The 22,976-nt window shown below is 56.3% G+C and carries 22 protein-coding genes; 16 read left to right on the top strand and 6 right to left on the bottom strand.

Going from position 1 to position 22,976, the window contains the following annotated elements; translation table 11 throughout:
• Nucleotides 1-11 precede the first annotated feature (11 nt).
• Entirely contained in the window at nucleotides 12-992 is a 981-nt protein-coding gene (locus GOW40_RS13260) for a GTP-binding protein (RefSeq protein ID WP_171130728.1), read from the top strand.
• A gap of 102 nt (nucleotides 993-1,094) precedes the next feature.
• Entirely contained in the window at nucleotides 1,095-2,015 is a 921-nt protein-coding gene (locus GOW40_RS13255) for a hypothetical protein (protein WP_171130726.1), read from the top strand.
• 306 nt (nucleotides 2,016-2,321) lie between these two features.
• Here GOW40_RS13255 and GOW40_RS13250 read toward each other — a convergent pair whose 3' ends face one another.
• From GOW40_RS13250 to GOW40_RS13230, 5 genes are all read right to left on the bottom strand, one after another.
• Nucleotides 2,322-3,221, bottom strand: coding sequence for a sterol desaturase family protein (locus GOW40_RS13250; RefSeq protein ID WP_171130724.1), 900 nt, complete (start codon nucleotides 3,219-3,221; stop codon nucleotides 2,322-2,324).
• A 378-nt stretch (nucleotides 3,222-3,599) separates the two neighbouring features.
• Complete coding sequence (locus GOW40_RS13245; protein ID WP_170752088.1) at nucleotides 3,600-3,881, bottom strand: HlyU family transcriptional regulator; 282 nt, start codon at nucleotides 3,879-3,881, stop codon at nucleotides 3,600-3,602.
• 204 nt (nucleotides 3,882-4,085) lie between these two features.
• The gene (locus tag GOW40_RS13240; RefSeq protein ID WP_171130722.1) at nucleotides 4,086-5,363 is read right to left on the bottom strand and encodes an O-antigen ligase domain-containing protein; all 1,278 of its coding nucleotides are present in this window, start codon (nucleotides 5,361-5,363) and stop codon (nucleotides 4,086-4,088) included.
• Nucleotides 5,360-6,841, bottom strand: coding sequence for a hypothetical protein (locus GOW40_RS13235; protein WP_171130720.1), 1,482 nt, complete (start codon nucleotides 6,839-6,841; stop codon nucleotides 5,360-5,362). The genes GOW40_RS13240 and GOW40_RS13235 overlap by 4 nt, the downstream gene beginning before the upstream one ends.
• Nucleotides 6,842-6,955: 114 nt before the next feature.
• The gene (locus GOW40_RS13230) at nucleotides 6,956-7,570 is read right to left on the bottom strand and encodes a response regulator transcription factor (RefSeq protein ID WP_171130718.1); all 615 of its coding nucleotides are present in this window, start codon (nucleotides 7,568-7,570) and stop codon (nucleotides 6,956-6,958) included.
• 252 nt (nucleotides 7,571-7,822) lie between these two features.
• Here GOW40_RS13230 and GOW40_RS13225 point away from each other — a divergent pair, with 252 nt between their 5' ends.
• The 4 genes from GOW40_RS13225 (at nucleotide 7,823) to GOW40_RS13210 (ending at nucleotide 13,289) form a co-directional block, all read left to right on the top strand.
• Nucleotides 7,823-9,196, top strand: coding sequence for a WecB/TagA/CpsF family glycosyltransferase (locus tag GOW40_RS13225; protein ID WP_254444445.1), 1,374 nt, complete (start codon nucleotides 7,823-7,825; stop codon nucleotides 9,194-9,196).
• Between the two features lie 20 nt (nucleotides 9,197-9,216).
• Entirely contained in the window at nucleotides 9,217-10,098 is an 882-nt protein-coding gene (locus GOW40_RS13220; protein WP_170636891.1) for a UTP--glucose-1-phosphate uridylyltransferase, read from the top strand.
• Between the two features lie 101 nt (nucleotides 10,099-10,199).
• The gene (locus tag GOW40_RS13215) at nucleotides 10,200-10,706 is read left to right on the top strand and encodes a molybdopterin-dependent oxidoreductase (RefSeq protein WP_171118605.1); all 507 of its coding nucleotides are present in this window, start codon (nucleotides 10,200-10,202) and stop codon (nucleotides 10,704-10,706) included.
• A gap of 132 nt (nucleotides 10,707-10,838) precedes the next feature.
• Nucleotides 10,839-13,289 (top strand): ATP-binding protein, encoded by a 2,451-nt coding sequence (locus tag GOW40_RS13210; protein ID WP_217352307.1) that lies wholly within the window; start codon nucleotides 10,839-10,841, stop codon nucleotides 13,287-13,289.
• Between the two features lies 1 nt (nucleotide 13,290).
• On the opposite strand, the gene GOW40_RS13205 is transcribed toward GOW40_RS13210, so the two are convergent.
• Nucleotides 13,291-14,520: a polysaccharide biosynthesis/export family protein gene (locus GOW40_RS13205; protein WP_171130714.1), complete on the bottom strand. Its 1,230-nt coding sequence runs from the start codon at nucleotides 14,518-14,520 to the stop codon at nucleotides 13,291-13,293.
• A 195-nt stretch (nucleotides 14,521-14,715) separates the two neighbouring features.
• Between GOW40_RS13205 and GOW40_RS13200 the strand changes: the two genes are divergently transcribed.
• The 10 genes from GOW40_RS13200 to GOW40_RS13155 all read left to right on the top strand — a co-directional run bounded on the left by GOW40_RS13200 (nucleotide 14,716) and on the right by GOW40_RS13155 (nucleotide 22,854).
• On the top strand, nucleotides 14,716-15,954 hold the full coding sequence (locus GOW40_RS13200) for an oligosaccharide flippase family protein (protein ID WP_171130712.1): 1,239 nt from the start codon (nucleotides 14,716-14,718) through the stop codon (nucleotides 15,952-15,954).
• A complete protein-coding gene (locus GOW40_RS13195; RefSeq protein WP_171130710.1) occupies nucleotides 15,951-16,865 on the top strand; it encodes a glycosyltransferase family 2 protein in 915 nt (304 codons plus the stop codon). The genes GOW40_RS13200 and GOW40_RS13195 overlap by 4 nt, the downstream gene beginning before the upstream one ends.
• A 20-nt stretch (nucleotides 16,866-16,885) precedes the next feature.
• Nucleotides 16,886-17,872, top strand: coding sequence for a glycosyltransferase family 2 protein (locus GOW40_RS13190; RefSeq protein WP_171130708.1), 987 nt, complete (start codon nucleotides 16,886-16,888; stop codon nucleotides 17,870-17,872).
• A 13-nt stretch (nucleotides 17,873-17,885) separates the two neighbouring features.
• The gene (locus tag GOW40_RS13185) at nucleotides 17,886-18,797 is read left to right on the top strand and encodes a glycosyltransferase family 4 protein (protein ID WP_171101150.1); all 912 of its coding nucleotides are present in this window, start codon (nucleotides 17,886-17,888) and stop codon (nucleotides 18,795-18,797) included.
• Nucleotides 18,798-19,523: 726 nt separating this feature from the next.
• Nucleotides 19,524-20,690: a tyrosine-type recombinase/integrase gene (locus GOW40_RS13180; RefSeq protein ID WP_371731848.1), complete on the top strand. Its 1,167-nt coding sequence runs from the start codon at nucleotides 19,524-19,526 to the stop codon at nucleotides 20,688-20,690.
• A gap of 12 nt (nucleotides 20,691-20,702) precedes the next feature.
• On the top strand, nucleotides 20,703-21,284 hold the full coding sequence (locus GOW40_RS13175; protein ID WP_171231043.1) for a hypothetical protein: 582 nt from the start codon (nucleotides 20,703-20,705) through the stop codon (nucleotides 21,282-21,284).
• A gap of 82 nt (nucleotides 21,285-21,366) precedes the next feature.
• Nucleotides 21,367-21,540 (top strand): AlpA family transcriptional regulator, encoded by a 174-nt coding sequence (locus tag GOW40_RS13170; protein WP_171231042.1) that lies wholly within the window; start codon nucleotides 21,367-21,369, stop codon nucleotides 21,538-21,540.
• A gap of 101 nt (nucleotides 21,541-21,641) precedes the next feature.
• The gene (locus tag GOW40_RS13165; RefSeq protein WP_171231041.1) at nucleotides 21,642-22,019 is read left to right on the top strand and encodes a hypothetical protein; all 378 of its coding nucleotides are present in this window, start codon (nucleotides 21,642-21,644) and stop codon (nucleotides 22,017-22,019) included.
• A 100-nt stretch (nucleotides 22,020-22,119) separates the two neighbouring features.
• On the top strand, nucleotides 22,120-22,326 hold the full coding sequence (locus tag GOW40_RS13160) for a transcriptional coactivator p15/PC4 family protein (protein WP_171231040.1): 207 nt from the start codon (nucleotides 22,120-22,122) through the stop codon (nucleotides 22,324-22,326).
• The gene (locus tag GOW40_RS13155) at nucleotides 22,327-22,854 is read left to right on the top strand and encodes a hypothetical protein (protein WP_171231039.1); all 528 of its coding nucleotides are present in this window, start codon (nucleotides 22,327-22,329) and stop codon (nucleotides 22,852-22,854) included.
• Nucleotides 22,855-22,976 lie beyond the last annotated feature (122 nt).

Genomic DNA, 22,976 nt, shown 5'->3' with positions numbered 1-22,976 from the left:
GAGATCGAACAATGATTGAATTTGGTTCGACTTCTGCGATCCCCGTAACGATCCTTACCGGCTTTCTAGGAGCCGGTAAAACAACACTTCTGAACCGCATCCTCACCGGCAATCACGGACTACGTGTGGCAGTCCTGGTGAATGATTTTGGATCCATTAATGTCGATGCTGATCTCGTAGTTGGCTTGGAAGATGATGTTATGAGTCTGGCAAACGGCTGCGTGTGCTGCTCGATACGAGATGACCTGATCGAAACCGTGGAAGCCGTTCTCGCCCGGCCTGAGAAACCGGAATATATCGTCCTTGAAGCAAGTGGAGTGTCGGATCCATCATCAATCGCGATGACATTTACTGATCAAAAGTTTCGGGACATGATCCGCTTAGACAGCCTTATGTGTCTTGTCGATGCGGAACAACTTTTTGCTGCACCAGAACAAATGGAACTAAAACTCCGTCAAATTGCGTTCTCGGACATGGTTATTTTGAACAAGGTCGACCTCGTCGACAGGGCGGCTGTTCAAAGGGTGCACGATTGGCTCGGGTCTCGCTTTCGTCGATATCGCCTCGTCGAAGCCGTCAACGCAGATGTCCCACTGGATATACTTCTTTCAGTTGGTCGCTTTGCCGCCGAACAGCTCGAAACAGAAATACCCGATCATCATGAACATGGGCCCGATTGTGGTTGCCACCACTCTGATCACTCGGACAGCTTCTCAACAACGATGATGAAGGCTGAACGCCCGATAAGCTTATCTTCTCTTCGGAGTGCAATTCGAAAGCTTCCGGGCGATGTCTATCGCCTCAAGGGTTTTGTTTTTAGCGAGGAGGACCCAGATCATCGCATTCTTGTACAGGTTGTCGGAAAGCGCATGGACATCGCAAGGGATGGCGCATGGGGCCACCGAAAACCTGAAACAAGGCTTGTTGCAATAGGTGCACTAGGGGCCCTTTCGGAAAACGAGCTTTCTGATGCGTTGTTGTCAACCGCATAACGGCAAGTCAGACCAAACCTGTTTGCGTGCGTTTGTAAAACTCCAACACGCAACAGCTCGAAAGCCCGCAGCAACGCGGACCAAATATGGAGAAAAACCTAATTGCTGAAGCAGTTTAGGAAATGGAGCCAAGCGATCAGATTGCTTGCACCTGCCACTGCATTTGTCTTGTCGGGAACGGCTTTATGCGCGCAGGATGTTTCAAGTCGAGAACTTGAAGATACAACCCCAAACCTCGGATTGCCGAGTTCAGCTGGAAAACAAGATGCCGAGTTGTTTTCTGCTTTCCACGGGCTCGAGGCGTTGCCCCGCGTAGCAAATCTTATTTGCAGAGGTTCCAGGGGCAAAGACGGGATGCCCGTTATCTTTTCAACCGAATTAGATCTGGAAACTTTGCAGGCAGGTGACTTCAGAGTCGTAACAAAGTCTGGCCAGATCGGAACAATGCACTGCGCGTCAGTGTTGCCCGCTACCGATCCCGGTGAACTGCGTACGGTGCTTCTCATCGGGAATTTTGGAAGTGTTTCCGAGGATCCACCGGTTGCAGTCGAGGTCATTGGACACCTTTATTCCATCGATGGGACACTTGATTTTCGCGGTGCCACTGTCGCCGTGACTTCACTGGAAGACGGGCCGTCAATGATCTTTGCCGAGGTCGTCGAAGATTGGACTTTGATCGGAAACTTGGGGCCACGCCGAACCAGAGGAAGCCTTTGTCCAAGTGACAACATCGTACAGGCCATTCGGGTAACGTGGGCGGGTGGCGTTACGCTGGCGAATGGCAAGGAGCCTGGCGATGTGGAACGTGATCTGTACAGGATTACTGTAGCGTCCGAGGATGGATCTCAGCGCATATTAACACCCGCGGCGCTTGCCGATCTGGGTGACGGAGACAATAACCACATGCTTTGCCTTGATACAAAGGATCGACCTATCTCGGTTTCCTTCCCGGCTGGTATTTTGACTGATCCGAATGATGATCTGAACCCTGAAACTAGCGTATTTCTCACAAAACCCAATTAAGAGACCGCTCTAAATTTGTTCGATTGGACTCTTAGCCGAAAATGCCTGGCCGGGCCGGTTGCGGGCATTCCAGTGGTGAACGCGAATGAACGGATTGTTCGCCTATCGGACATTGCGAACTCGGTTTTGAAGGTCCGGGTTGGGCTGACTGCGGTCCTTTGGAGCAAGACTGCGGAAGTCTGCAAAGTCCGCGAAGCAGACATTGAACAAAGTTGCGACGAATGACCGTTTTGCGGGACTTTTCTGCCGATGCTGAACGCCTTGCGAAGGACACTCAAGCGCGGCAAAGCAGTCTTTGGTTCAACGCTATTGGTCTATTTGGTCAGTGCCAAGCTTGGTTCGCCCGGACGAGACAGATGAAGATCGCCTCCGTTGGCTCGGGGCGTCGAGGGCACCTCCGCTCGCCGGGCCGCGCAGCGGCTGAAGCAGCATTCGGTCGAGCCAGAGGTCTCGGCGTGTGCGAAACTGCTCGATGCCGATTTCCATGCCTTTATGCCCCTTCTCGGGTTGCGCAATGTAAGTACCTAGAAGGCGGTCCCACCACGGTAGGTTAAAGCCAAAGTTCGAGTTGGTCTCGCTTGGATCGACGGAGTGGTGGACTCGGTGCATGTCTGGAGTGACAACGAGCCATCTGAGAATTCGATCCACCGGACGCGGCAAATCGATGTTTGCGTGATTGAAAAGCGCGGTAGCGTTCAGGATCACCTCGAACAGGAGTACGGCGACAGCGGGCGGCCCTAAGGCTGCTACAACCGCCAGCTTGATCCCCATCGAGATCAGGATTTCTACCGGATGGAAACGCAAGCCAGTGGTCGCGTCAAAATCGAGGTCGGCGTGATGCATCCGGTGTAGACGCCAAAGCCCAGGTACGGCGTGGAATATCACATGCTGAAGGTAGATTGCGAGATCGAGAAGCAGCATGGAGACCAAGATGGCAACCCAAACCGGCGCCTCGATGTTGTTGAAGAGCCCCCATCCGCGATCCTCGGCCATGGCTGCGAGACCGACTGCGAGGATTGGAAAGGTCAGCCGCAGAATGGCGGTGTCGAGCACCACGAGCGCAAGGTTGTTTGTCCATCGGATAACGCGCGGAATATCCCGTCTTCGCCGGGGTGCGGCCACTTCCCAAAGTGCCATCGCGGCCAGGACGGAAAGGAAGGCAATAAGGCGGATAGTTGGTTCAGCAACAAGGATTGTGTCGGACATGGACTTCCACCATTCGGGTTTCCGTCGCGATAGAATTGCAAGCTGTTCTAGGCGACGACCGCTCCAATGTAACGCAGACATGCAAGCGATACCATCTGAGAGCGGCTTGGTCCGCAAAGGAGCCATTCTCTCTGCAGTACATTAATGACTGCGATGCGGCACAAACCTGTCTTACAGTGTTTTACGCGAACGTTCGCTTTCCGCGCTTTGCGGAATCCGTTAACAAACCAACAGGACGGATAAACAGTCTCCTTTGCCCAACAAATGGTTGACCAATGATAACCTAAGCCGTCCGTTCAATCTTGGACGTAGAAGCATGCCTAGCGGCGCGCACGGTGCCGCTCATATAGTGCTCCCGATCATAGATCGAGCTTCAAGCTACCGGCTTGCCAAGTCGAAAACGTTTTCGTCCTGCTCACCAATCATTTGCTTCGGCTTTGCAATGCTAAAGCTCTCGACTTGATTCCGGCTGTCAAACACGTCCGCCCTGATCAAAGTATGGGTCTTTCGATCTCCGTCGATGGTCTTCTCCAAACGGACCAACAGACGGTATTTGCTGCCTTCCGCCATCAGGTCGGGGAAGATCTCGAACCCTTTGTAAGAGAGCGGGTCCGGCTTGGACTTCTCAACGCCGCCGAAGAGTTTTGAGTAGAGAGACAACGAGCGGCTCCTTTCAGCCGGCTCTAGTCGGCGACTAGTGCCACTAAATGCCGGGCTGAAGAGCATTTCACGGTCAATTCGTTGGTTGCCCGATGTGAAAGTACTCACTTTACAGGGTCAAAATGTCCCTATCAGCAGTGAAGAACCAACCCAAAAGAGTGACGTCTGACACTACGCTGGTGTCGCAACAATCCTAGCGGCGTATCAGCTTCCCAGACACACTGATTTGACCTCTCGCAAATGCAATCCGAGCATCAGTAAGGTCGGCCAGAGTAGATAGGTTTGGATTTCAACGTTCTCTCCAAAGGTCAGCAGGAGAACTGTGAGCAACAGCCCGAGCGGCAGCCTCCCGCGTTCCGACCTTATGGCGTCCAGGGTGACGATTGCTAAATGACCGAGGAAAGGAACGAGAAACGCGGCAAATCCGGTCAGCCCTTTCACGAATAGCAATCCGTACCAGGTGTGATGGCTGCCGATCGGCATGTACTCAACAAGATGCGCACCGGGTCTGACTGTGCCGTGCCCGAAAACCATCGCATCCGATTGCCAGCGCTCATACGCTATACGCTGCAGAGTTTCGCGTACGCGGGTACTATCGGCGCGCGCGGATTTGAACCTGTAAAGGGCTCGGTTGCCGAATTCGACAAAGACTGCGCCCCAAACGGCTACGGTGGTGGTGACTGCAGACAATAGAATCCACCCCAAGCTGCGGGCGACAATTGGCAAGAGGCGGGGTGACAGCGAGCAGATCACCAATCCGACCATACCCATTCGGGACTTGGACATAAGGATCATCAGAACTCCGGCAGCCAAGCCGATGACCTTCCAGCTGCCGTGCTTTTCTTCCAGGGCAAATAGGACCATGCAGACACCCAACAAGGCTGCGAATGGCGACCAGGGCGCAAAGAACTGCCACCGCGGCGTGCCGCTGGCGGGGTCGATTGTATACAGGTAGACCGAGAAATATTCAGGTCCCGGGCCGCCCACTGCTTTAAGGGGAGATGTAAACAGCAGATGCGGCAGACCGGCATAGGGGGCGGCAATGAGCAACGGCAGAAGGCACAAGGTCCAAAGGCCCACTACACATTGCCCTCTAACCAAAACCTCGCGCCGTATTGGCAAAACCGCCCCTGCTAGGATAAACAACGGGATCAGCGCCCAACCCTTTGCCCATCCGATACTCGATTTGATCGTTTTGGTGGTGCCAAGGTTCCAGTCCGCGTGGCCTGCCCAAAGTGAGACCAGCATCACCAGCATGCCAACGCTCCAGATCCAGACCAGAGCAGGTACAGGGCCCGTTGCACGCATATCCAAACGGATCACCGGGCCGAGATAAAGTGACACCCCGGCTATCGTAGCCAACATCCAACCTAGCACTGGACCGACAACATACAGCGCGCCAAGCCCGTAGAACGGCCATGTCCAGATCAGCGTACACCAGACGATCTTTTCGGCTGGCGTTTGAGGGGCAACACGCGTCAAACTGCGGCCTCTTTCTGGTCTTTCAGCAGCTTTGAGATCAGCGGGTTTCGGATCCATGCCAGAACCAAACCCATCAGCAGCATAAGGCTTGCAACGATCCCGGCGGCAATCGAGATCTTCTTGTTCGGCGAAGACGGGCGAGTCGGCAGAGACGGGTTCTCCAGAACTTGGATCAAGGGATAGGAGGCATAGACATCGGTCTTTTTCGACTCGGACCGCGCGATGGCAGAGGCGAACACGGCTTCTGCCACGGCGAAATCTCTCTGCCGGTCCTCCAATTCAGCGGCGATGGGGGCGAGGTCTGACAGGCGCAGGGTTTCCAAACGAACTTGCGCGCGCTGTGTCGCGACATGCTCTTCCAATCCGGCGCGCAAGGCATCTTCGCGCACCAACTCGCTGAGCAACTGCGCCCGTTGCCCTTCCGGCGCGCGATCCAGTCCACCGAGCTGCTCGACCTCAAGACCAGTCACCTGCGCCGCGCGCTTTAAAGCAACCGAACGCGCCCCTTCATATTCGTTTTGGGCATTCACATAGATTGGGTGGCGCGATCCGTAGGTCGCGTCGGCTTGCGCCAGCTTTGCAGCCCCCACCGACACATCCGCAAGCAACGATAGGTACTGCGCATCAGCATAGAGTTTCAGCGTTGCCGCCGCTGCGTCAGAGGGCAGATTCAACGCGACTTGAAGCGCGGCGACACGTTCCGATTGGCGTGCCAGCTCGCTCTCCTGCGTTCGCAGCTCCTGCTTTGCACGGTCATTAGCGGCGACCTGCTCTTGGTATTGCGCGACTGATATCAGACCGCCTTGCGATTGCAGCTGTTTGATCTCGGCCCGCGTGGCCTGAATTGCGCTCGTGTAGTCTTCGATCGCGCCGGTATTGCTGGCCTCACGGGTGGCAATTTCATCGGCGCGCAGGGCGTCAATCTCAGCGAAAAAGGCGGCCACCAAGGCGTCTCCATATTGTTGAGCGTCTGCCGGAGAGGCCGCTTGAAGCTCGATATGGATCAGGCTGGTTTGATCGACCAGTTGCACCCGCGGCTTTCCAAACGCGTCCCGGTCAGCCTCTACCGTCTTGGCTGCCGCGTCGAGTATACGGTCGGCCGACAACAAACGTTTATACGTCTCGGTCGGGCTGATTGACCCGTTGGCAAAGGCGGAATTCGCGTATGATGATGCCTGACCGATATTGGCCAGATTGACCGATGCCGAAGCGCCAGATCCTGGCAGGATTAATGATGCGTGAGAGATGTATTTTACAGGCGCGGTCGCCAAATAGCCGCTGATCGGGGCCCAGATGCAACTCGCCCCAAGAAGGTATAATGCCACGTAACGAGGCAGGCGGCCTACGTCGCTAAGGTGCCCGCCCTTTAAGATGCGGCGCCACCCGAGCGTTCTGAAATTGGATCGGGAAATGCGCACCCAATGCAGAAATTGCATGTCGCGCGTGGACTCAGAGGAGTTCGAAATCTGTTGCGGCATGGAAAAACCCTTTCTTACAAGGGAGATACACCGCATCTGATTGCTGATCATTCGCTCAGCAGGCTAGGGGCCGAGGGGATTGGGAGCGTCCCCTATCCCTTCGGATAGTTAGGCCTAGAACAACCCAGCCTCGCGCGCGGCCAGTGCGGCCTGCGTTCGATTGCTGACACCAACTTTTCGGTACAAAGTCTTCATATGCAGTTTGATCGTCGGCTCTGACAGATCCAGATCACGAGCGATTTCCTTGTTGGATTTGCCCTCAGTCAGCCCTTTCAGAACTTGCCGCTCACGCTCTGTCAGTTTTTGAGCCATGGGGTGGGAGTCTTCCGGCTGCTCTGCGTTCATGAAACCCGCAGGAAGGTATTGTTCCCCCATCGCCATAAAGCGGATCGCGTTGACCAGAGATTTAGCCGGTAAAGTTTTTGGGACGAAACCGGCTGCACCAAGCTCTAGCGCGCGTTGCGCCAGATCACGTGAGGTGTCGCCGGTAAACAGGGCCACATGCTGGGCACCGTCCAAAGCGATGCAGGTTTCAAGTCCGGCCAACCCGTTCATGCCGGGCATGTTCAGGTCCAGAAGAACCAGATCAAAGGCTCCGTCGTTCTCAAGCAAAGTTTTCGCGGCTGGGAAATCCGGCGCGGTCTCCACCTCGATCCCGCCTGCTGCATCTATGAAGGCAACGAGCGTATCCAAAATAAGGTCGTGGTCGTCAGCAATAAGAACTTTCATCTCAAATCTCCGTCTGCCCCCAAACACACCCAAATGCGTTAGTAAAACATTGAACCCATGGCATGAAGCCTTCCTGACGGACAGGTGAATATCCAATCGGATAGGTCAGCGGGCCGTTTTCACCACGCTATGTGCTGCGGGGTCGTTTGAATAGACCTATTCTCCGATCCCTCTCCGGATGCTCGCCTATCGGTTGCAGGGTCTCATTGGCAGTCTGAAGCCACAGATTGTCATCGTTGATCGGAGAGTTCCATGCAGTTCCTGTCAGTCCAAGATATGCATAAAGGCGCGCAGCCAACACCCATACCAACTTTGGAAAAGCCTGAGATTTTGGGTCTGCCAGTTGTGAACGCCCGATCCGGACAGGTGATCTCAAAACTGCTGGATGGGACCCGCCGGACTGTGTTTTTCCTGAATGCACATTGCGCAAATATAAGGGCCCGCAACCATACATATCGAGCAGCTTTGGCCCGGGCAGATATGGTCCTACCTGACGGAATTGGGGTGGAGGTCGCGGCAAAGTTGCAAGGTGTCCAGCTGGCTGAGAATCTGAACGGCACTGATTTTGTGCCCAAGCTGCTGAAACGGGCCGCGCGTCTTGGGCAGTCGGTCTACCTGTTGGGGGGCCTTCCCGGAACAGCTCAGGCAGCGGCGGCGCGGTTGCAGCACATGATCCCCGATTTGGCCGTGGCTGGCACGCGCGATGGATTTGAAGAGGCCGCGCGGGTTGATGAGGCGATCGACGATATCAACCAATCTGGCGCAGACATTCTGATGGTCGCAATGGGCGTCCCACTGCAGGAGCTGTGGATAACGCGGAACCGCCACCGGCTTGACCCTCGCATCGTGCTGGGCGTGGGGGCTTTGTTCGACTTCCTGGCCGGCAATGTACGTCGGGCACCGCGCATCGTTCGGCACGCCCGAATGGAGTGGGCATGGCGGTTGGCGATGGAGCCCCGCCGCATGGCCCGCAGATATCTAATGGGCAATTTCGAATTCCTCGGGCGTGCCGCGCAGAATTCTGTCCCTAAGGTCTCAGCATGTCGCCTGCTGGACCTCACTTTGGCGGTGGTCGCGCTGTCTCTTCTGGCCCTGCCCATGGCCGCAATCGCCGCATTGGTGCGATTGGACAGTCGCGGCCCCGCCTTTTTTCGGCAGACACGTATCGGCCGAAACGGGGTGCCCTTCGCGATGTACAAGTTCCGCTCGATGACGCAAGACGCAGAAGCGCGGCGTGCGGATCTGCTCAACCATTCGGATCGTGAGGGCGTGTGCTTCAAAGTCAAAAATGATCCACGCATCACTAGCGTTGGGAAGGTTCTGCGTCGGTTCTCTCTGGATGAACTGCCGCAAATCTTCAACGTGCTGAAAGGGGATATGTCGCTGGTCGGACCGCGCCCGGCTTTGCCCGAAGAGGTTGCCGCATATCCTGACCAAGCGCTGGAGCGCCTGCAGGTTCGTCCCGGTATCACTGGCCTGTGGCAGGTTTCGGGCCGCGCGGGCATCGGCTTCGACCGCATGATCGAACTGGATACAGCCTATGTTCGCTCCCGCTCGCCCCTTCTGAATCTCTTCCTCATCGCATTGACTGCACGTGCCGTCGTGTCGGGGCGCGGCGCTTACTAATCAACCCTAGGAGCATTAATATGACACGTATTCGCAAAGCTGTTTTCCCGGTCGCAGGTCTGGGCACAAGGTTTCTGCCCGCCACCAAATCGGTGACCAAGGAGATGTTGCCGCTGATCGACCGCCCTTTGATCCAATATGCAGTGGACGAGGCCCGTGCCGCCGGGATTGATGAATTCATCTTCATCACCTCAACCGGCCAATCCGCGCTGGAGACGTATTTCGGGCGGAACTCGGGGCTTGAGCGCAAACTGAAGGATGGCGGCAAAACCACCCTGCTGAACCGTCTGCGCAGCACGAACCTTGAGGATGAGACATACAGCTTTATCCAACAAGAGAGCCCGCGTGGTCTGGGCCACGCAGTCTCTCTGGCGCGAGACTATGTCGGTGATGAACCCTTCGCGGTGATCCTGCCGGATGATGTGATCCACGCGCAGCGCCTGGTCCTGGTGCAAATGGTCCAGAACTTTGAAGGCAGCCACATGATCGCGACCGAAGAGGTTCCATTCGACCGGATCAGTGCCTACGGCGTGGTCGATATCGAGCATAGCAAAGGGCAGGTGCAACATCTCAAAGGGTTGGTTGAAAAGCCATCCGCCGATGAGGCACCGTCCGAGTTTGGCATTGTCGGGCGGTATCTTCTTCACCCGTCGATCTTCGATCAGCTGGAAGGTTTGGCACCTGGCGCAGGCAACGAAATCCAACTGACCGATGCGATCGCGGCCGATATCAAAAGGACCGGATGCCACGGCTTCGCCTTTCAGGGAGAGCGTTTCGATTGTGGATCGGTCGCCGGATACCTTGAGGCAACCACCGTTTTTGCGTTGGAACGTGCCGAGCTGCGGGACGGGTTCAAATCCATGTTGCGTCAGCGCATGAACCTCCTGTCTGCTGCTGCATGAGACCGAGGCACCTATCCGTTCGGATAGGTGCGTATCCCCATGCCCATCTGTCACTGTGGACCTCTTTCTGGTTTCATACGGTCAAAGAAATGGAGACTAAGATGCGTCTGTTTTTTGCGATCCTCACAGCGGCGTTCACCTTTTGCCTGACGTCTGCGCACGCCGAAGACTTGGCGGCTCCGTCAGGAGAGGTAATTCTGACCATTTCAGGCAACATCGCGCAGACCAGGCCCGACGGGGCGGCGCAGTTCGATATGGAAATGTTGCAGGCGCTGCCGCAACGCAGCTTTGAAACCTCGACGATCTGGACTGAAGGCGAGACCAGCTTTGTCGGCGTTCCCCTGTCTGTATTGCTGGAACGGATCGGAGCAGAAGGTGAGACGATCCGGGCAACGGCGATCAACGACTACGCGGTTGAGATCCCTGTGGATTCGATCTCGGAACAGGACCCAATTGTCGCCTATGAGATGGACGGTGCGGCGATGTCACGGCGGCAGAAAGGTCCGCTATGGATCGTATATCCATACGACAGTGACACCAAGTACCAGACCGAGGTGATTTACTCTCGCAGCATTTGGCAACTCGACAGGTTGGAAATCGTTAAATAGCGTGGGGTTACTATACAGTATGAAGTGGGCGATGCGGGCCAAACATTGACAAGAAATTTCCAAAACCACTCGCGTCGCCGGTGGGCTTTCGGGCTCATCGGCATCGCCGTTCTGGGTGCCCTAGCTTTGGTCGTGTTGCTGTCCGTCAAGGTGATATCCGATCTGCGCGACCGGCAGTCAGCCCGGACAGACAACGTGCAATGGACGCTGACGCAGGTCGAGGTCGAGTTCCTGTTCTACCTCAACGCGCTAGAGGCTGGTGTATCGGATGCAGAGGTAAGCACCGAAAACCTGGACCTTATCCGCCGCCGTTTCGATCTTTTTTACAGCCGTATCGATATTCTGGACACCTCGCGTCTGTTTGAAACGCTGCGAAGTGACCCGAAATTCACTGAACCTCTGAGTGACGTCTCCGCCTATCTGGAGGCCTCGGTGCCTACAATCGACGCTAGGGATCCTGGGCTCATTGCGGGGCTGCCGGATCTCTATGACGGCGCGCAGGGGATCGCTCCAAAGGTGCGAGAGCTTTCGGTCTCGGCGATCTCGTACTTTGCAAGCCAGTCGGATCATCGCCGTGAGGAAACCGCGCTCAGCCTGTTTCAACTGGCCGTTTTGTCCGGTGGGTTGTTTTTGACGCTGACTGCGGTCAGCGCCTACCTCTTGGTGGTCAACCGCAAAGCTGATCGGCGGGGGCAGGCGATTCAGCAGGCAAACCAACGCATGAATACAATCCTGTCGACCTCATTGGATGCCGTGATCGTTGTGAACGCCGCCGGCACAGTGCTGGAGTTCAACGCGGCTGCACAATCGATTTTCGGGTATTCCGAGGCAGAGGCCAAAGGGCATTCGATCGGTGAATTGATTGTGCCTTCGCATCTACGCGAGGCCCACAACCAAGGCATGGAGCGGATGCAGAGCGGAGGCGACCGTCACGTCGTTGGCAAGGGTCGCGTCCAACTTGAGGCTATGCGCAAGAATGGGGATGTCTTTCCCGTTGAACTCGCGTTGCAATCCGCCCAGGCCGGGGATGAGGAAATCGTCATCGGTTTCGTCCGCGATATCTCACAAAGCGTTGCGGATCAAAAAGAGCTTGTCTCAGCCCGCGACCGTGCCCTTGCCGGGGAAAAGGCCAAGTCGGATTTTCTGACTGTTATGAGCCATGAGATCAGAACCCCGTTGAACGGGCTGCTGGGCAACCTCACCCTTCTCAAGAATACGCGCACGACCAAACAGCAGTCTCAGTTTGTCCGCAACATGGAGATCTCGGGCCAGGTTCTGCAAAGCCATGTGGATGCGGTGCTGGATATTGCTCGGTTCGAGGCCGGCAAGCTGTCAGTCGCGCACGAGCCAACCGACCTGAACGCGATGCTGCAGAACCTAGTGGATGGTCAAAGCGGCAATGCGGCCTCGCGCGGCAACTCAATCTCTTGGCAATGGGTGGGTGGAGCCTATCCGCATGTCGCGACTGATGCGCAAAGGTTGCGGCAAATTCTGCTGAACCTCGTGGGTAATGCGATCAAGTTTACCGAAAATGGCCGTGTTTCTATTGAGGTCGAAAGATGTGAACCTGAAGATCAGGGTAAGGCACATGTATACGAAGTGCGTGTGATCGATACCGGGGCTGGCATCGCCGATGATGAGATCGACGCCATTTTTGATGACTTCTACACCAGCGATCCCTCTATCGGTCGCACGGTCGGAGGAACCGGGCTTGGCCTGGGAATTGCCCGTAGGTTCGCGCTGACCATGGGCGGTGAGGTCGGGGCGGAAAGCACATTGGGCGAAGGCAGTGTTTTCTGGCTGCGGATACCGTTGCAGCCGTCGGCGCGCGACCAACTGCTAGAAGCTGCTCAGATCAATACCGAGACCGTTCGCCCTCTGAACTTGTTGGTGGTCGAAGACAACGAGATCAACCTCGAGGTCATCTGCAACATGCTGGCGCTGGACGGTCATTGTGTAACGACAGCGGAAAATGGGCAGGTCGGCGTCGACAAGGCCAGCAGTCAGCGGTTCGACGCGATCCTGATGGATATCAGCATGCCGGTGATGGATGGACCAACCGCTGCACGCCATATTCGTGGCGGTCAGGGGCAGTCGACCGATGTGCCGATTATCGCTGTGTCGGCCAATGTCCTGCCAGATGCGGTTGAGACCTTTCGCGCCGCTGGTATGACGGCTTTCATTGGAAAACCGATTTCGCTGAATGCCCTGCGCAGGGCGCTTTCGGTGGTCACGCGCACCGACGGGCAGATTTCGGAGCATGCGCAGCCAGATCCGTTAGCGGAGTTGAAAGGCAGCCTCGGCCCTGAAGTCTTTGCCCGCCTGCATGCCAAGTTCATTGCCGAAGGGGATGAATTGGTTGAACAGCTAGAAACCGGGGCATTTGACCAGACAGATTTAAATCAAATAGCTCAGGCCTGTCACAAACTGGCTGGGAGTGCAGCAACCTTCGGCGTGGAAGAGTTTCGAGAGGCGTTAGTTGCGGTAGAGACTGCAGCCAAAGAACACAAAGACATCACGAACAAACTCGCTGCAGTCTCCACTGCTTGGGAGCGGGCGAAATCATCGCCCGCTTGGGATTGACTTAGGGCGCCAGCAGTGCCGCTGCGCCGACGATGCCAACCGCGCGGGCGACCTCGGTCAGGCCGGTAACCTTACTGTCGTAGCACGCAATCGCATCTCCTGGCAGAACATAGGGGTCATAGTCATCGCGATCCCCACGTCGCAGCAGCTTTTCGATATTGCGTTCAATAACGATCGAGTTCCCGGTCATCGGGTTGCGGGTGAACAGGACCGCGCTGCGATTGGCATTGGTGGTCTTGGCCCCACCGACGCAATTGGTATCGACTACGGCCTGCAGGTAGCGCGTGCCATAGGGTACCTCACGCACGTCTCTTCCAATGGCCGACTCTGCGTTGCCGGTGGCAGGTTGCGTGAGGTTGGACATATAAAGCGTTACGCCGGGCGGGCTGATCGGGCTGGGACGCATCAAATCATCCTGGAAACACCCTCGGCTGTTGATCACGATCTGATCCCCGGTCAGCAGCATGATGTCGGTCGGATCCGAGCCTTCGAACACCCCGCGCAGGTCCATCCGGTAGATCGTGCCCTGCCGGTGCAGCTCAACTGCTGACAGATCCGCATCCGGGCGCACACCTCCGGAAGCGCGAATGGCGACCGAGAGGTTGCGCGCCTCGGTCGAGGCACCCAGCACGCCCTGACGCCCTCGATCCAGTGCGTCGCCGGGGATGCCTCCGATCTCGACCGAATGGGGTTCAAACACCGCGCCTTTCACGCCGACAGTGACCGAGGCGAAATCGCTGATGCGCGCCGTGACGCGCGGGGTACTGTCGTAGAACTGTGCGGCTACCAGAACCCGGGCCACGTCCCGCTCGACCTGCTCGGTCGTTCTGCCCTGCGCGCGCACCGGCGGCAGGTACGGCAGCTTCAGGTCGCCATCGCGGGACACAACATAGGTGTCGCTGAGAAGCTCATCCCCGTCGATGGTGATCTGCACCATATCATTGCGCGAAAGTTTCTCGCCCAGCAAAGGGCTAAGCGCGGGTTTAGACCATTTGGCAAAGGCATCTTTGCCCTGATCCCTGGTCGGAGGCATACAGGCGCGCCCGTTCAAGTGTTCCGCTTGCAGCAAGGGCGCATTTGCCCGGCGCCGTGATGGGGCACGGTACTGGGCCTGATAGCTTTCGCCTTTTGCGACGGGTTCGATGTTGCGCGGGGTCTTCATGCTGCTGCAACCCGACAGAGCAATCGCGCTGACGGCCCCTAAAACCAAAACTTTGAAATGTCGTTTCATTTTGAACTCTCCTGAACTGCATCCACAGCTACAGCAGTGTCTTGATGTGTGTCAGACCGGCATCGGGATTGCCGTTTATCCCAATCGGATAGGTCGCTCGCCCGATGGTTCGTCTGGCTGTCCGCCCGCGTCTGGGACAGGGATGTCGCTGCCAACTAGAACTTATCCCAACACTGTTTTTGGACACTTGGCGATATGACTCAGCGATTGGTACATTCCAGTTTCCTGCGGCACCTGCTAGCCTATGCGGTGTCCGAAGTGGCGGCAAAAGCCTCACGCCTTGCGGTGGTCGTGGTTGTGGCCCGCACTCTCAGCCCCGAGGCTATAGGGCTGGCTGCCGCTGCCCTCGCGGCAGGGGATATCCTAAAGGCGCTAACCGAGAACGGCGTGGGGCAGAGGATCATCCAAGCCCCGCATTCCGAGCTGGAACAGCGCTGCAACACCGCGCATCGTATCTTCTGGGTCTGGTGCGGGGCGCTGTTTTTGCTGCAGGTGACCATCGCCATTGCCCTCTATGCGATAGGGCACCAGACCCTGGCGCTGCTGCTCGCTATTCTGGCCGGAGAGTACCTGTTCATGCCCGCCGGTCTGGTGCAGGCCGCGCTTGCGATGCGTGAGGGCAAGCTACAAAAGACAGCCGCTGTTGCCGGAGGGCAGGTGGTTGGCGCAAATGCTATGGCCGCGCTACTGGCGCTGCTCTGGGCCTCGCCGCTGGCTTTGGTGCTGCCCCGATTGCTGGCCGCCCCGATTTGGCTGGTCCTGATGCGCCGTCTACGTCCCTGGGCATCAAACGCGCCGCGCGGGTTTGCCGCCCTTCGCCCCTTTGTTGACTTTGGCTGGGCTGTTCTGGGGGTTGAGGTTGTCAAAGTTCTGCGTTTGCAGGCCGACAAGCTTGTGGTTGGCGCGATGCTGGGGGCCGAGAGCCTTGGCATCTACTTCATGGCTTTCAATGCTGGGCTCGGCTTGGCGACATCGTTCACGCAGGCCTTTTCAGTCGTTCTTTTCCCACATCTTTGCGCAGCCCCGGATAAAACCAAGGCGCTGCGTCATGGGCTCGGCACGTCCCTCCTGGTGCTGAGCCCGTTGGTTTTGCTGCAAGCCGCGCTTGCACCGATCTACGTGCCGCTGCTGCTGGGTGCTGAGTGGCAGCAGATTTCACCGGTGGTCTCGGTCTTGTGCCTTGCCGCATTGCCCAGCGTCATCTGGTCCGCCGTGGCCGGCTGGCTGCGGTCCGAGAACCGCGCGATCACCGAGCTACGAGTCAGCACGGCCCTTGCATTCGCATTGATCCTCAACACCGCGATCATGGCGCCGTTCGGGCTGATGCCGCTGGCGATGGGATACCTGATGACCAGTGCTGCCCTCATGTTGATCGCCTCTTGGGTTCTGCTGCCTCGGGATCAAAAGACAACAGAGAGGTTCGGCTTCCAATGACCCGCTTTACCATCATCGTGCCGTTTCACACCGATGCGGACACAATTGCTGACACGTTGACCAGCATTCGCGCGCAAAGCTTCACGGAATGGGAGGCGATCTGCGTCGGCGATCGTCCCTCGAAGGCGTGCCTGTCTATTGTGCTGAATCACATTGCCCAAGACCACCGTATCCGGATCGCAAGCAGCCCCTTCGATGGCCCAAGTGCCGCCCGCAACTATGGGGCCGAACTGGCCAAGGGAGACATGCTGGCGTTCTGCGATGCAGACGATCTGTGGCACAAGGACAAGCTGGCGCAGCTGAACGAAGCCTTCCAATCCTCTTCGACGGATGCGGTTTTTGGGCAGATCAGGTTCTTCGCCGATCAGTTCGGAGATTCTCAGACATGCTCGAGGGTTCCTAACGCACCACTGACCATTCAGGACCTGTTGGCTGAGAACCCGGTCTGCACCATGTCCAACCTTTCAATCCGTCGCGAGGTCTTTAACGCCGTTGGCGGGTTGGACGCGAGAACGGTGCATAACGAAGACTTGGAGCTGTTGATCCGCCTAGCAGGCGAAGGGTTCGCCATCAAAGGGGTGGATCAATTTCAGGTCTGGTATCGCACCAGCGCCCGGGGCTTGTCCTCGGATTTGGCCGCCATGCGCGCTGGGCGGGCCTACGCGGTCAAAACAGCCGCATCATATGGCGTGTTCCCGTCGCGGTCGTCCGAGGCCGTCTATCTTCGCTATCTCGCCCGCCGGGCGTTGCGCTTAGGGCATCAGGGTCAGGCGCTGTCTTACACCCGCAAAGGCTTGAGCCTGCATGCGCGCAGTTTTCTGCTGCCCCTGCGCCGAGGACTGCCTACCGCCGCAGGGGCCGCGCTGGCCCCGATCCTGCCGCAAGCGATCAAAAGCGCGTTGTTTTCTTAAGAATTCTGAAGGAGATCACCATGCCCACAGCATCAATCGTCGTACCCGCTTACAATGCCGAAGCAACCTTGGCCGAAACGCTCGCCTCACTGCAGGCGCAGACCTATGACGATTTCGAAATCATCATCGTCGACGATGGATCGCAGGACGCGACCTCCGAGATTGCTCGCGCGCATCAAGGCGACACACGCGTACGACTTGTCCGGCAAGCCAATCGTGGGCTGGCGGGGGCAAGAAATACTGGCATCGCTGCCGCGCGGGGTACATTAATCGGCTTTTGCGACGCCGACGATCTGTGGATGCCCGAGAAGCTGGCGGCTCATGTTCACCATCTCAAGGCCGAACCGGACGTGGGGGTTAGTTACTCCGGCAGTGCCTTGATCGACGAAGCGGGGTGCATGATGGGGATCAAACAAGCACCCCGCCTGAAGAATGTGACCGCAGCACATGTTCTGAACCGCAACCCGATCGGCAACGGATCGGCGGCCGTTATTCGAAAGACAGTGCTGGAGGCTTTGGCCTACCGCCCGAGCTTTGAAACCGAGCGGGATTGGGTCTTCGATGAGACCTTCCGGCAGTCCGAAGATATCGAATGCTGGATGCGGCTGATGTTGAAGACCGATTGGCAGATCGAAGGTGTTCCGGGGCTGCTGACCCACTACCGGATCAATGCAGGCGGGCTTTCGGCGGCTTTAGATCGCCAGTTAGAGGCGTGGGAGAGGATGGTCGCGAAGCTGCGCCCGCTGAACCCTGAATTCTTTGCCCAGCACGAACCCTCGTCCCGTGCTTATCAGCTGCGCTATCTGGCGCGGCGGGCTATCACCAACCTCGATCGGGACAAAGCTTGGGAGTTGTTTGCACGCAGCGTCCAGGAAAGCCTCCGCCCGGTGTTTGAGGAACCTATGAAAACGTTCAGCACTTTCGCCGCAGCCCTTGTGTTGAAAACGTTTGGACCCGGCCCGATCACCCGGCTGGGACAAATGAAATCCAAACTGCAATCGATCTGAGAGAGGCGTCATCATGGAACAGAAAAAGATACTCCACCTGGTGGACGACACGACAGCGGGCGGCGTGATGCGGATGCTCGACCATCTTTTGGCGCAATCAGATCTGTCCGAAACGGTCGATCAAAAGGTGTTGAAGGTCAAACGGACTGCATTTTCTTGGGGCAAACTGAATGCGGATGTCATCGTGTCCCACGTCGTACCAAGCTGGAGAAGCTTACCCGCGTTCTCGGCGCTTCGCGCAATGCATCTGGACACTCGACTGGTCCATGTCGAGCACAGTTACACCCGGGCATTCACCACTCTGAATGTCCCACACAAACGTCGGTTCTTTGCAATGCTGAGGGTGATCTATTCCTTCTTCGATCAGGTGGTCGCGGTCAGCCATTCGCAGTCGGGCTGGATGAAGGAAAGACGCCTGGCCGCCTCGGAAAAGCTGACCGTCATTCCTCCGACCGTTGATCTTGAGCAGTTGTCGCGCAACACGATGCCTCCCAAGTCAAAGACCACAATTGGTGCCATCGGGCGGCTCGAGCAGCAGAAAGGCTTCGACATCCTGATCCAAGGCTTTCGGTTAACCCGAACGCCGGCCGCGCGTTTGTTGATCTTTGGCGAAGGCAGTCAGCGTTTATACCTTGAGACACTGGCAGAGGGTGACCCGCGCATAGAATTTCGGGGCCACGCCGAGGACCCTGCAGAGGCCTATCAAGCCGTCGATATCGTTGCGATTCCGTCGCGTTGGGAGGCCTACGGACTTGTGCTGGACGAAGCGCTTGCCGCGAAGCGCAATGTGATCGCCAGTAAAGTTGATGGGTTACGTGACCGTGAAGGAGATACGAGAGTTTCATTCTGCAACCTTGACCCTTATGATTGGCGACTTGCGATCAATAATTTTCTGCTTTCCAACACTATTGAGAAAAGCAGCTGAATCAAAATTTGACACTGGATCTTTTGTGTTTTAGCCGAGCCATTCGCTGCAAAATCAATTGTGATTTCAAAGAAATTGCCTGAGGCCAGCTTTGCGTTTTGTGCGCGAGCCTATTTAGCGCAGTAAATCTTGGTGCCCTCTGTGGACTGCGAGCGGTTATTGCCTTGTGCCAAGTGGACGGCAGCTATGTCCGCACCTCGGACGTAGCTCCGTCTTGTGTGAACATCCACTGTCGGGCTGAAGCGGGCATTCGTCCCTAGCCCCCAATTCGACAGCCTTCAAAGATCACCAAGAGCCTTACCTCAGGGGGGATGGCCCTTTGAAAATCATGCCCCGCAAAGTCGGCGAGCCTCAATGGCACACGCAAGGCTGACTGTGGGGGTAGGCCGGGGGGCGGGTTAGTCAGGTAGGTGCAGCCTATCATCGAATGGTCAAGCCAATCGGCGCAACGTAGCCATCGGATGAGCAATCCTGTGCGATGGCCCCATGTGGTCGCCATGTGGTCGCCTGTCCACTGTGGGAGCACGCGGACAATCCTATAAGTCTTTGATTTCATGGTGCTGCTGGAGAGAATTGAACTACTATATCTCGGTGTTTCAGCGCGCTCCATTTTCTTCAGGTTTTTTGCTAACCCATTATAAAACATGCTCCAGGGTGTTCCACCATGCTTCAGCGTATACTATATGTTGAAGGGGGATTGGAGAGGGGATCAGGTTGGCCCGAGCATTGAACAAGCTGACTACTGCTGCTGCCAAGGCGCATCCGCCGGGCAAGTATTCAGATGGAGGTGGATTGTGGCTGTACAAACGCCAGGACGGCGGTGCGCAATGGGTCCTTCGCGTTCATGTCCATGGCAGACGACGGGAAATGGGCTTGGGTCGGTTTCCCGAAGTCTCACTCAATGAGGCCAGAGAACAAGCTGAGCTATGGAGGACGTCGGTTAGGAAAGGGCTCGACCCAATTAAAGAGCGGGAACGCCAACGCCGCGAGGATGCGCTCAACATGCATTTACTCAAAGACATAGCGTTGGACGCGTTTGAAAGCCGTAAGGCAGAGCTCAAAGGTGATGGTGAGGCAGGGCGGTGGTTTTCGCCGTTGGAGAACCACGTGCTACCAAAACTGGGTAAGGTCCCTGTTTCTCAAATCGATCAGAGGGATATTCGAGACACTCTCGCGCCAATCTGGCATGACAAAGCGCATACGGCGAAGAAGGCGATTAGCAGACTTGGCATTTGTATGCGGCATGCGGCTGCGCTCGGTCTGGACGTTGACTTGCAGGCGACGGAGAAGGCTAGGGCGCTGTTAGGTAGGCAACGTCACAAGACAGAGAACATACCGGCTGTACCGTGGCAGGAAGTGCCAGAATTCTATCAGAGCCTCAACAAGGGCACCGTCACTGAGTTGGCGCTTCGTCTTCTTGTACTTACGGCTGTGCGGTCATTCCCGTTGAGAAATCTGCGCATTGAACAAGTCAAAGGCGACGTCTGGACGATCCCTGCGGCGAATATGAAGGGTCGAAGGGATGCTACCGTTGATTTCCGGGTGCCGTTATCCAATGAATCTCTTGCTGTCATAGAACAGGCTAAGCCTTTTGAGCGTGATGGGTTCCTCTTTCCCAGCATTCGAAAAGGGGTGATTTCCGATGCAACCATGGGAAGATACATGGAGCGGCGAGGGATGGTTGAGCGTCCACACGGGTTCAGGTCGTCTTTTCGAGACTGGGTGGCAGAGACTCAAAGTGTACCGTTCGAAGTTGCTGAAACCTGTCTGGGTCACGTTGTCGGTGGGTCAGTCGAGCGCGCGTACAAGCGTACTGACTTTCTGGAACAGAGACGTGCGTTGATGGGTAAGTGGGCAGTCTTCGTGCAAAAATTTCCGATTGTATCAGTTTAGGACGTCAACACAGTGGGACGCTTCAACGAAAACTTCGACCAAGCAGTGGAAAGAATCGCAACCGATGAAGCATATAAGCTATTGCGAAAAGTGGGGATTTTCGACCCTGACCCCAAATGCCGCCTATTGGCTACTCGCCTAGTTGAGTTTGCCGCCTTGTGGATGGAAGAAGAAGTCAGTGTTGAAAGATTTTACCAAATGCTGGCCGTGGCAAAAACAAACAGAAGTAAATTTGAGGGCTTAAACTATGCGCTGGGACTTCGAGTTTCTCAAGGTAAGAAACTCAACGAAGCGATGGTAGCTTGGATTTCTGGCATACTAACGAAAGAGGTCTCCATACCCGCGTCAAAAGGAGGTCACGAGCCAAAGGCTTCGACGGCGCGAGATGTTCTGTTAGTTAGTGCAGTAAAAATAGCAATGACATTCGGTCTTCCGGCAACGAGGAACCCGGCATCGGAGTCGCAGTGTGCAATAGACGCAGTTGTTCTTGGTCTTTCCAAATTGGAATATGATGTTTCTTACACGATGGTGGAGAACGCATGGAGACGTCGCGCTTATTTGCAAGAATATGAAAATGAAATTCCGCACTTGTAGGTATCTCGGTCTAAGCAAGCTACCAATGAAAAACTGAATCAATCTGCCATTCTTGCTCCATGACCCACCATGGAGCACAGCAATGAAACTGCTTTCCTTCCAAGACCTGCAAGCCAAGTTGGGCGGTCGCAGCCGCTCTAGCGTCTACCGCGACGTTGAACTGGGCCGTCTCCCAGAACCCATCAAGTTCGGCTCTCGTCTCTATTGGAATGAGGCCGATATCGACACCGCAATCGAGAAACAGGTTGCCGCCTAAAAGAAACCCCCACCCGAGGCACGGGCGGAGGCGAATTCTTTTAGGTGGTACTGAGAGGATAGCCGAAAGCCCGATGTCTTTCAACAAAAGAAGGACAATAAATGGTTACTTTCGAGCAAAACCAAACAATCAAAACTGAACTTCCACCCGCAAATGCACTGCGCGTGTATCGCTGGGCAGACCTTCCCAATCTCACGGCCCCGGCGCTGTACCGGGTCACTGATCCGGGTCAAGAACCGCGCGAAATCTACGCATCCAAGCACAAGCGCCAAGTCCTTGAGGGGCTGATGAAGTCGCCGCTCTTTGCAGCCAGCTATTGCCGACTTTCGGATCAGGTTCTACCTCTGCGCCGCGATGATGGCGTGAACATCGAATGCAGGATGTATCGGGGCGATGCAGACACCGGACGCCAGAAATTCGGCATCTATTTCCTCGTCAGCAAAGTGGAACTGATTGAGACCGGCGAGGTGGCGGCATGAGAACCCGCGACCTTCAAATCCACGCACTTCGCCGCAAGCACGGCCTTTCTGAAGCCGCTGCACGTATCGTCGCAACGCTGTACTATGGGGAGGGCCGCTAATGGCCCTCATCTCCCAGATCCCGAAGAACAGCCGTGAGGAATTCCGCGTCAGCCGAGACGACTTCCAAGGGCATGACCTTATCAACATCCGCGTGTTCTTCATCTCAAAAGATGGAGAGATGCTGCCTGGGAAGCAAGGAGTCGCCTTCAAGGCTGAGCTGCTGCCTGAGTTCATAGACGCGCTCAGCAAGGTGGAGGCTGCGTAGATGGGGCGCGACAAGCGAAACGAGAAACGCGGCGAGCACTTCACAAAGCTTGTTCGCAACATGATGGAGGAGCCCGCTTGGCGGGCCCTCTCTTCAACCGCGCAGGCGCTGTATCCATGGCTTAAGCTTGAGTGGCGCGGACCTCAGGCAAACAACAACGGCAGGATCAGTCTAAGCGTTCGGCAGGCCGCCGAGCGTCAGGGTGTCGCTCGCAATACGGTCGCGAATGCCTTCCGTGAATTGCAGGCCAAGGGTTTCATAGCGGTTACCAAACCTCCAAAGCTTGGTGAGAGTGGTGTTGCGACTTCACCCCTATTTGAACTGACAGAGATATCCCTGCCTACCGCGCACGGAGACAGCGGTCGTCGGCTATACAAGCAGTGGTCGGAGGGGGCGGATTTCCCTGTGGTGAAAGCCCCAACTCACAACCCCAAAGGGACTAATGGAAAAGAAAAACCCCGTCATCAAAATGATGACAGCACCGTCTTAGAATTTGCGCCGGAGAAGAAAAAGGCGGCTCAAAAATGATGACAGGGCGGCTCAAAATCTGCGCCGGAAACACCCCTTTGGGGAAGGGTCCCCGGCTCAATATTGATGACATCCTTATCTACCATGGGGTCTGGGGGAAACGGACACCTTCTGCACCAACA

The organism is Ruegeria sp. HKCCA6707 (assembly GCF_013033515.1).
In the GTDB taxonomy this organism is placed as follows: Bacteria; Pseudomonadota; Alphaproteobacteria; order Rhodobacterales; family Rhodobacteraceae; genus Ruegeria.
This window is presented reverse-complemented; position numbering and strand designations above follow the sequence as displayed.

Coding starts and splice junctions, on each gene's coding strand:
- GOW40_RS13260 (WP_171130728.1), top strand. CDS start 12: ATGATTGAATTTGGTTCGACTTCTGCGATCCCCGTAACGATCCTTACC.
- GOW40_RS13250 (WP_171130724.1), bottom strand. CDS start 3,221: ATGTCCGACACAATCCTTGTTGCTGAACCAACTATCCGCCTTATTGCC.
- GOW40_RS13235 (WP_171130720.1), bottom strand. CDS start 6,841: ATGCCGCAACAGATTTCGAACTCCTCTGAGTCCACGCGCGACATGCAA.
- GOW40_RS13230 (WP_171130718.1), bottom strand. CDS start 7,570: ATGAAAGTTCTTATTGCTGACGACCACGACCTTATTTTGGATACGCTC.
- GOW40_RS13225 (WP_254444445.1), top strand. CDS start 7,823: ATGCAGTTCCTGTCAGTCCAAGATATGCATAAAGGCGCGCAGCCAACA.
- GOW40_RS13220 (WP_170636891.1), top strand. CDS start 9,217: ATGACACGTATTCGCAAAGCTGTTTTCCCGGTCGCAGGTCTGGGCACA.
- GOW40_RS13215 (WP_171118605.1), top strand. CDS start 10,200: ATGCGTCTGTTTTTTGCGATCCTCACAGCGGCGTTCACCTTTTGCCTG.
- GOW40_RS13205 (WP_171130714.1), bottom strand. CDS start 14,520: ATGAAACGACATTTCAAAGTTTTGGTTTTAGGGGCCGTCAGCGCGATT.
- GOW40_RS13200 (WP_171130712.1), top strand. CDS start 14,716: ATGACTCAGCGATTGGTACATTCCAGTTTCCTGCGGCACCTGCTAGCC.
- GOW40_RS13195 (WP_171130710.1), top strand. CDS start 15,951: ATGACCCGCTTTACCATCATCGTGCCGTTTCACACCGATGCGGACACA.
- GOW40_RS13190 (WP_171130708.1), top strand. CDS start 16,886: ATGCCCACAGCATCAATCGTCGTACCCGCTTACAATGCCGAAGCAACC.
- GOW40_RS13185 (WP_171101150.1), top strand. CDS start 17,886: ATGGAACAGAAAAAGATACTCCACCTGGTGGACGACACGACAGCGGGC.
- GOW40_RS13170 (WP_171231042.1), top strand. CDS start 21,367: ATGAAACTGCTTTCCTTCCAAGACCTGCAAGCCAAGTTGGGCGGTCGC.
- GOW40_RS13165 (WP_171231041.1), top strand. CDS start 21,642: ATGGTTACTTTCGAGCAAAACCAAACAATCAAAACTGAACTTCCACCC.
- GOW40_RS13160 (WP_171231040.1), top strand. CDS start 22,120: ATGGCCCTCATCTCCCAGATCCCGAAGAACAGCCGTGAGGAATTCCGC.
- GOW40_RS13155 (WP_171231039.1), top strand. CDS start 22,327: ATGGGGCGCGACAAGCGAAACGAGAAACGCGGCGAGCACTTCACAAAG.